Below are 8010 nucleotides of genomic sequence, written 5' to 3' on the forward strand. Positions count from 1 at the left end.
GCGGGAGGTTCGCATGGTGAGCACACAGGTCGAAGGGAGTCCGCCTGCCCTGGACGGTGAGGAGTTCCGTGAAGCACTGTCGTTGCTTGCCGCGCCGTTGACCATTGTCACGGCGCGGGACACGGACGGTCGCCCTTGGGGATTCACCGCCAGCTCAGTGACCTCGGTGTCGCTTGAGCCGCCGCTTGTTCTCGTAGGGATGTCACATACGTCCAGCTGCTTCCCGACCTTGTCCGAGGCTGCCGAATTCACCATCAACGTCCTTGAGAGCGACCACCGGGATCTGGCCCGGGCCTTCGCCACCAGTGGTGTGGACCGGTTCTCCGGTGTGCGCCTCGCAGACTGGTCCGACTCGACCGTGCCGTACCTCGCCGATGTGGCGGTTGCGTTTCGGTGCACCGCGGCCAGTCGAATACCGGTCGGTGACCACACACTGCTGATCGGTGAACTCACGGGAATACGCGGGCGCGGGGCGTCCGCATCGCCGCTGGTCTGGTACCGGCGAGATTTCCGGATGCCGATCTGAACGATCGGCGAACGCTGTCTCTGAGACTTCCGGTTCAGTGCGTACCTGCACGTGGATCTGGGAGGCGCCGCCCGCGTCGGACGCTATCCGCTGACGATTCACCGGTCGCCGATCATCATTCGGCGACCCTGGCGCCATTGTTCTCCGGCCGGGCTCACTCCTACCTGAGGGTGCCCGGCCGGGGCAGGGACATCATCATCCTTCCTGTCCCAGACCTCTGTCGCGGACATCCGTGGTTCTGGCCAGCAAGGGCGACCTGTAGGCGGAGCACGGTGGCCAGGATTTGTTCGGGGAAGGCCAGGCAATGTAAGCGGCCGCGTTGAGTATCACCAGCGGGGGATTGATGGAAAACCGCCAACGTTCACGTCGTCCTGGCGACGGATCAGGGGGAGCGCCACTTTGTCGCCCGGCGACTCGACCCCCGTCGAACATCCCCTCAGGAGGAGTTTTACTGCCTCCGGGCTGTTCGACTACGGCGCGCTTGGAGCAGGACGCCGCTGGTGTTGAGGCGGAAGCGGGCCATGGGCACGCTGACCCCGGCGGCGGCCGCGAGCGCCTGGGCGTCGGCTCCCGCGTACGCGTGGCGGAGCAGAAGCTCACGGGGTAGCAGTAGGCAGCCGGCCAGCCAGTTGGCTTCCTCCTCCTGTTCGGGGTCGCACGTGAAGAACGCGTGCCCGCCGATCTGCTGCAGTTCACGTACCTCGTGGCCGAGCAGGACGTGGGCCAGCTCATGGGCGATGTCGCTCTTGGTGCGCGCGGGCTCGTTGCACGGGTTGTAGACGGCGACGGTACGGCCGCCCGGCAGATGGAACGTGGCGGCGGAAAACGCACCGGGTTGCACGCTCTCGAGCTCTCGCAGGCTGTCCATGCCGATCAGCTCCTGCGCGTCGATCACCTCGACACGCAGATGCGCAGCCAGCTGGCGGATGTCCGGCGGGACGTCGGAGCTCAGGCCGATCTGTGTGCGTACGCGGTCCGCCAGCCGTTCCGCTTCCGACTTGAACCCTCGGCGCACCCCTAACCCCTAGCCTGGGCGGAGCCGCCCTCGTCGGAGGCCGTCAGCTTGCTCTGCATGGTGGCGAGGAGGTCGGCGAGCATGCGGCTGGCCTGCGGGGTGAAAGTAGACGCCGCGCGCAGGTGCACCTTCACCTCGCTCTCGCGGGCGGCCAGGCTCCCGTAGAGCTCCTTGACCAGCCCGGCGATCTTCTCGGCTGCGGCATCCGTGAGGTTGGGGTCGCGCGACAGATGGAATGCGATGACGTCCGGGGTGCTCTCCGTACGGAGACGCGGGGGCTGGAAGAAACGCTCGGGGGAGAGCCCCAGCCAGTCGACGAGCCGGGTGAAGTTGGCAAGGTCCGGCAAGTGGCCCTTCTCCACCCGAGCGAGGGTGTTGAACGGCACGTCGGCCTGCTCCGCCGCCGCCCGCAGGCTCAGTCCCAACTGCGCGCGATGCTGCTGCACAAGCATCTGCAGCGCCTCGATGTCGATGGGCTCGTCCACTACCGCCACCTCCTTCCGCCGGGCGTCTTTCGGCGCACCGTAGCGTGGCGACTCTAGGACGATCACCTGTGGCTGATCATCCCACCCCTCCGTTAAGTATCCCCGAACTCGGTTGTACCTCGATCGGTACGCGTCGTACAGTGTGAGTCAACGCTGGTTTCTCTGGCTGCATTCCGGACCCCCAGCACCGCTGTGCACTTCTGTTCGCCATGCCTTGTGGATCCGGAAAGGACCGCCTGATGAGCGAAACCGCACGACTGCACGCCTTTCCCCGCTCCCTGCCCGACGAGGAGACACAGGGGATCGCGGATGCCCGACTGCTGCCGGACGAGGAGTTCCGGGAAGCCTGGTCGAGCATCGCACTGCCCACTGACATGAAGGAGCGGATGCTCCGCGGCGCGGTGGCCAGCATCCGCCTGCGTCAGGCCGTCCCCTTCGACGCTGTGCCGCTGCACGGCATTACCCTGCTCACGGGTGCTCCGGGGGTTGGCAAGACCACCGTCGCCCGGGGACTCGCAGACAAGATCGCCCGCACTCTGGGCTCACCCACCCCCTGGTTGTTCCTCGAGGTCGACCCCCACGCTCTGGCCAGCGCTTCCCTCGGTCGCAGCCAGCGCAGCGTGGAGACCCTGTTCGGCACCGTCATCGAGGAGATGGCGATCGCCGGGCCGCTGGTGGTGCTGGTCGACGAGGTCGAGACCCTCCTGACCGACCGCGCGGCCCTATCCATGGACGCCAACCCCATCGACGTACATCGCGCCGTGGATGCGGCCCTCGTCGGACTCGACCGGCTCGCCCGCCGTCACACGGACGTCTTCGTCCTCGCCACCAGTAACTTTCCCGACGCGATCGACCCGGCTCTCGCCTCCCGCGCGGACAACGTCATCCGGGTGCCGCTCCCCGACCGCACGGCCCGGCGCTGGATCCTGGAGCACACCGTCAGAGCGATCGCCCGCGCATTCCCCGGAGCCCAGGCGCTGACCGCGGCCGAGGCACTCGACGCAGCCGCCGAGCGCGGCGAGGGTCTGGACGGCCGGCGTCTGCGCAAGGCGGTCGCCACCGCGTGCGCCTACCGGCCGGAGACCAAGGGCGACCCCAACGGCGTGACCGTCCAGGACCTCCTGGCTGCCCTAGACCACGCCCGGGAGACGGCATGAGTGTCATCGCACGCCGCATCGCCTCGGTGCCCCACCGCACCTCGTCCCAGACCTGGCAGGCGATCGTCGACCTTCTCGCCTCGGATACAGGCCCCGCCCGTACCGCCCTGCTCGCGGTTGCCGGACCGGGCGCCGTGACCATCGCCGAGGAGTACACCAGCAACTCCGCCATCGTGGTCCTGCCCGCAACGGGCCCGCGCATCAGGATCCGCACGGTGCACGGCGGTGACGCCCTAGACGCCGCGCAGAGCGAGACCCCTCTGTCGTCACGCCCCCTGGAGCAGCCCGGCTGGCACCTGTCACTGCCGTGCGCCGAGGACGACCTCGACGAACTGCGCGCGGCCCTCGCCGGACACCCGAAGATCAGTGTCCGCGCCCTCGACGACGACGTACCTGACGACACCCAGGCTCACGCGCGCGCGTCCCGGATCGTCATCAACACCGACGAGTTGGAGCTGTCGTGAGCACTGCCGTCCACGTCAATACCCATGCGCACGCCGTCACCCACGTGTCGACCGGGCTCATTAGAGGCCTCCGGCGGATCGTCAAGGAAAGCGGGCTCGACCCGGCCAAGATGACCAACCAGTGGCCGATCCTGGAGAGCGGGGTCGAGATCTGGCTCACCTCCCGGCACTTGCGTTCCCTGGTACTGGAGATCCACGACCCGAGCCGCCGCTACGGTGACGATCTCGTCGGGCGCTTCGACTTCACCATCGACTACGGCTACTACCCGGATGCCGACGGCGAGTTGTGGCTCGACCCGGACACCGTCTACTACGCCGTCCGCAAGGCCGGTGCCGTTCCCTCCCGGTGCGACTACCGCATCGTTGCCGACACCAAGCCCGGTCGTCCGGACGTCGCCGGATGGTCCACGACCAGCCTGCGGTCCACGGCCGGATTCACCCGCCACGAGGTCGGTACCGCGATCGGCGGCGGCAGCCTCGGCACCGGACTCGCCTACTACGCCCGGACGGGATCATGATGAACGTCAATGAGGCCTTCGAGAAGTTCCGCGGCAACCTGGAGATCACACCGACGGAGTCCGCCCGGGCCAGCAATCGCCAGCAGCGCATGCGCGAGCAACTCGACGACAGCACCCTCGACGTCGCCGACACCTTCCTCACCGGTGCCTACCGGCGGGCGACCAAGACCAAGCCGCTGGCGGACGTCGACATCATGGTGGTGCTCAACGACAGGGGCTACCTCGGCAAGCACCCGCACGAGGTCCTCGAAGCCGTACGCGCGATCCTGGCACCGATCTACGGCAAGGACCGGGTGTGCTGCGACCGGCGGGCCGTGCGCGTCGACTTCGGCGTGAAACTGGTCGACGACCTCACGGGTGACGTGGTTTCCTTCGACGTCGTGCCCGCCTTCATCGAGGACGACCACTACCTGATCCCCGACGACGTCATCGCCGAGTGGATCTCCACCAACCCGAAGATCCATGAGGACCTCGCGATCCGGGCGAACAAGGACTACTCCGAGCAGTGGAAGCCCCTCGTCAAGATGGTCAAGACGTGGAACCGCGAGCACGGCCACCCCATCGAGGCATCGTTCCTCATCGAGGTCATGGCCCTGGAGCTGATCAAGGGCGACTGGGTCGGGCCCTACCCCAGGGAACTGCGCCAGTTCTTCGCCACCGCCGTCAACGCCATCACGGAGCGCTGGCCGGACCCGGCCCACCTGGGCCCGGACGTCTCCGACATGTTCGTCGGCCAGCCCGAGAAGCTCCAGGCCGCCCAGACAGCACTGCGAGCCGCAGAAGCCGCGTGCACGGAGGCGCTCCGACTCGAACGCGCGGGCCGCACCGGCGACGCGCTGGCGAAGTGGCAGCTCCTCTTCGGCCCCCTCTTCACCAAGTCATGACCACCGGCCAGCAGCCTCCCGTGTCCCCCGGCACCTCCAGCCGGATCAAGGAACGCCAGGATCAGCCGGAGCACCTCAACAGGTTGCTGGCGTACTCCCACCTGTACCGGGTGGCTATGTGGTGGCGCCGCATCAGGATCTGGGGAAACGTCCTCCTAGCCCTGACCGCGCCCCTCTTCGCGATATTCTTCCTCGCGAGCTCGGGCACCCGCGGGGCTATCGCCGCCGCATGGTTGGTGCTCGGACGGACCGTGCTCTCCGGCCTGGAGCAGAGCGCCACCCTGCGCGCCGTGAACATCCAGGAGCTGTACGACACCAAGCTCTTTCATTTGCCCTGGAACCAAGCCCTGGTCGGCCGGCAACCTGTCCCGGACGACGTCTCCTCGGCCGCCCGCCGCATCCCGGACCACACCCCCTATCTCGACTGGTACAGCGTTGGCCTGGGCAACACCCCCTGGCCCGGTGACGTCTTGCTGTGCCAGCGGCAGAGCGCGGTCTGGAGCCGCCGGGATCACCACGCATACGGCACCTTTTTGACGATCGTCGGAGGCGCATGGACTCTCGCGATCATCGTCTTCGCGCTCGTACGCGACATGACGCTTCTCGATTTCCTCGTGGCGCTTTTCCTACCCAGTGCCGCAGCGCTACTCGACACCATCGAACTCGCCCGTAGCCACTGGCAGCAGTCCGCTAAACGCCGACAGGTCGAAGACGACATCCACGATGTCTGGAACACATACCAGGCCAACCCCCGGGACATCCCTGTCGAAGAATGCCGACGGCTCCAGGACGCGACCTACCTACTGCGGCGGGATGGCCCGGCCGTGCCCAACTGGTTCTACAAATTGCGTCGGCCCGAAACTACTGCCGTGACGAACGACGGCACCACGACCCTGCGCTCATCATCAGACTCCGGTTGAGCCGGGCCGTGTCCGTTTCCCTCATGCTCTTCGTTGTCCCGCACTGCGGGCCCTTCCATCGCATCTTCGTGAGGAAGGGGGAGTGGCTGACGTGGAGCGATCAGGTGGGTTTTCGGGAGGGCGTCAGTGACCCGACTGTGGGTCTTCCGAGGACATGCCCTGACCTGCAGCGATCGGCTGAGCGTTTCCGAATCGGTGGGTGTGCGTTCCAGAGCGATCTCCTGGCCACCCGCTGACCTGCGGCGATGGAGTTTTCTACAAGCCCCACGAAGGCGATCACTCGGGTCACGTTCCGCATACCGATCCGCCCCCTGAACCGACCGTCCGCGTTCGACTACAGTGCTGGGCGTCGTACGTACGGGCGGTCCCCGGGAGGTCTTGGTGGCTGGTACTGCCGGGCCCGTGTGGGGGCGCCGGGAGCAGCAGGACTTCCGCAGCCGGGTGCGCGGGACGCTGCTCGGGGTGGCCGTCGGTGACGCGCTGGGCGCGCCCGTGGACGGCGAGGCGATCGACGCGATCCGGGAGGCGCACGGCGCGGAGGGCGTCACCGACCTCGCCCCCGCCTACGGGCGGCGCGGTGCCGTCACCCATCACACCCAGCTCACCCTGTTCTCCGTGGACGGTCTGATCCGTGCCCAGGTACGGCGTGACACCGGTGCCTGGCATCCGCCGACCGATCTGCACCGGGCCTATCTGCGCTGGGCCACCACCCAGCGGGACTGGGGTCCGGACGAGCGGCGCAAGGACGACGGCTGGCTGGCGCGGGAGGAGTGGCTGTACGCCCGCCGTGACCCCGCCCGGACGCTGCTGCTCGGGCTCGGGGACGAGACCATGGGGACGCTCGAGGCGCCCAAGAACCCCGGTGAGGCCGGGCCGGAGGCCGCCGCCCGGTCCGCGCCGTTCGGGCTGCTCGTCGGCTGGGAGCCGCAGCTCGTCGCCCAGCTCGCCGTGGAGTGCGCGGCGCAGACCCACGGCCATCCGGCGGGCTTCCTCTCGGCGGGCGGATACGCCGTGATCGTGCACGCGCTGGCCCGTGGGGAGAGCCTGGACACGGCGGTGCAGCGCACGCTCGCACTGCTGGCCGGGCGCCCGGGACACCAGCCGGTGTCGGACGCGCTCCAGGAGGCGCTGGGTGCCGTGCGGCAGGGGATGCCCACCCCGGAGCGGGTCACGGAGCTGGTCGGCAACGCCACCGCCGAGGGACTGCTCGCCGCCGCCGTGTACTGCGCGCTGGTGGGGGAGGACGTACGGCACGGGCTGTGTCTCGCCGTGAACCACGACGGGCCCAGCGCCGCCGCGGGTGCGCTGACCGGCGGGCTGCTGGGGGCGCTGCACGGCGAGACGGCCCTGCCGCCGGCCTGGCTGGCCGAACTGGAGGGCCGTCCCACGATCCTGGAACTCGCCGACGACTTCGCGATGGAGATGACCCAGGGGCCCGCCCTGCACGGCCCGGCCGGCTCCTCCCCGGCCTGGCTGACCCGCTACCCCCGAGGATGCTGACCTCTCCCGAAAGGGGCGCGGGGAACTGCGCGAAGGGGTCCGGGGCGGAGCCCCGGGGACGGGACGGGAAGGGGCGGCGGGGGCGAGGAACCCACGGCGCGACGAACCATCCGCCCACGCCCCGCCGCCGTGTCCGGCACACCCCCCTGCGTTCCGCGTAATTCAGCGGCATAGAGTCACGAATCTGTGGTCTGACCTGCGCGGACATGGGTGAGGGCGCCTGAGAGGCGTTTCTCTAGGCGCTGGTGTTCGTGCTGGTCAGCGGGGTGTGGGTTCGAGGGCGATGATCTGCTTCGGTGCGGGGATGCCGAGCTTGGCCAGGAGGTCGGTCTGGGGCTTGGTGAGGGTGGTGACCTGCCGGAACAGGCCGGTGGGGCCGGTGAAGGTGCCGAGGTGGAGCCGGTCGAGCTCTCGGCGGACGGTCGTCCAGGTCGCACCGGTGGTGGTCTCTGTGATGCGGATCAGCAGCAGAGCGAGCCAGCAGAGGATGACGTGTGCGCGTATGCGTTCCTCGAGCCGGTGATAGACGGGCCGCAGGTCG

9 protein-coding genes and 1 pseudogene are annotated in these 8010 nt (G+C 68.5%); 7 read left to right on the forward strand and 3 right to left on the reverse strand.

The features are described 5' to 3' along the window. Window positions 1-13: 13 nt before the first annotated feature. Window positions 14-526 carry a flavin reductase family protein gene (locus B9S61_RS20300; protein WP_103543535.1) on the forward strand — a complete coding sequence of 171 codons (513 nt, stop codon included), beginning with the start codon at window positions 14-16 and terminating at the stop codon, window positions 524-526. A 448-nt stretch (window positions 527-974) separates the two neighbouring features. Here the strand turns inward: B9S61_RS20300 and B9S61_RS20305 are convergent, their stop codons facing one another. Together B9S61_RS20305 and B9S61_RS20310 are read right to left on the reverse strand one after the other, a co-directional pair. Then, the gene (locus B9S61_RS20305) at window positions 975-1541 is read right to left on the reverse strand and encodes an ImmA/IrrE family metallo-endopeptidase (RefSeq protein ID WP_103543536.1); all 567 of its coding nucleotides are present in this window, start codon (window positions 1539-1541) and stop codon (window positions 975-977) included. Between the two features lie 2 nt (window positions 1542-1543). Further along, window positions 1544-2026: a helix-turn-helix transcriptional regulator gene (locus B9S61_RS20310; protein ID WP_103543537.1), complete on the reverse strand. Its 483-nt coding sequence runs from the start codon at window positions 2024-2026 to the stop codon at window positions 1544-1546. 239 nt (window positions 2027-2265) lie between these two features. Here B9S61_RS20310 and B9S61_RS20315 point away from each other — a divergent pair, with 239 nt between their 5' ends. The 6 genes from B9S61_RS20315 to B9S61_RS20345 all read left to right on the forward strand — a co-directional run bounded on the left by B9S61_RS20315 (window position 2266) and on the right by B9S61_RS20345 (window position 7469). After that, entirely contained in the window at window positions 2266-3183 is a 918-nt protein-coding gene (locus B9S61_RS20315; protein WP_103543538.1) for an AAA family ATPase, read from the forward strand. Further along, complete coding sequence (locus B9S61_RS20320) at window positions 3180-3647, forward strand: hypothetical protein (RefSeq protein ID WP_103543539.1); 468 nt, start codon at window positions 3180-3182, stop codon at window positions 3645-3647. Before B9S61_RS20315 ends, B9S61_RS20320 begins: the two co-directional genes overlap by 4 nt. Beyond that, entirely contained in the window at window positions 3644-4165 is a 522-nt protein-coding gene (locus B9S61_RS20325; RefSeq protein ID WP_146064896.1) for an HORMA domain containing protein, read from the forward strand. The genes B9S61_RS20320 and B9S61_RS20325 overlap by 4 nt, the downstream gene beginning before the upstream one ends. Next, window positions 4162-5049, forward strand: a complete 888-nt coding sequence (locus tag B9S61_RS20330) for a CBASS oligonucleotide cyclase (RefSeq protein WP_103543541.1) — start codon at window positions 4162-4164, stop codon at window positions 5047-5049. The genes B9S61_RS20325 and B9S61_RS20330 overlap by 4 nt, the downstream gene beginning before the upstream one ends. Further along, window positions 5046-5969 carry an S-4TM family putative pore-forming effector gene (locus B9S61_RS20335; protein ID WP_103543542.1) on the forward strand — a complete coding sequence of 308 codons (924 nt, stop codon included), beginning with the start codon at window positions 5046-5048 and terminating at the stop codon, window positions 5967-5969. The genes B9S61_RS20330 and B9S61_RS20335 overlap by 4 nt, the downstream gene beginning before the upstream one ends. Before the next feature lie 381 nt (window positions 5970-6350). Next, window positions 6351-7469 carry an ADP-ribosylglycohydrolase family protein gene (locus B9S61_RS20345; RefSeq protein WP_103543544.1) on the forward strand — a complete coding sequence of 373 codons (1119 nt, stop codon included), beginning with the start codon at window positions 6351-6353 and terminating at the stop codon, window positions 7467-7469. Between the two features lie 258 nt (window positions 7470-7727). Here the strand turns inward: B9S61_RS20345 and B9S61_RS20350 are convergent. Further along, a pseudogene (locus tag B9S61_RS20350) lies at window positions 7728-8010 on the reverse strand (transposase); the annotation flags it as partial.

The organism is Streptomyces sp. SM1 (genome assembly GCF_002910825.1).
In the GTDB taxonomy this organism is placed as follows: Bacteria; Actinomycetota; Actinomycetes; order Streptomycetales; family Streptomycetaceae; genus Streptomyces; species Streptomyces okerensis.

Excerpts from the sequence above, each read along its gene's own strand:
- B9S61_RS20300 (WP_103543535.1), top strand. The coding sequence starts at position 14 with ATGGTGAGCACACAGGTCGAAGGGAGTCCGCCTGCCCTGGACGGTGAG.
- B9S61_RS20315 (WP_103543538.1), top strand. The coding sequence starts at position 2,266 with ATGAGCGAAACCGCACGACTGCACGCCTTTCCCCGCTCCCTGCCCGAC.
- B9S61_RS20320 (WP_103543539.1), top strand. The coding sequence starts at position 3,180 with ATGAGTGTCATCGCACGCCGCATCGCCTCGGTGCCCCACCGCACCTCG.
- B9S61_RS20330 (WP_103543541.1), top strand. The coding sequence starts at position 4,162 with ATGATGAACGTCAATGAGGCCTTCGAGAAGTTCCGCGGCAACCTGGAG.
- B9S61_RS20335 (WP_103543542.1), top strand. The coding sequence starts at position 5,046 with ATGACCACCGGCCAGCAGCCTCCCGTGTCCCCCGGCACCTCCAGCCGG.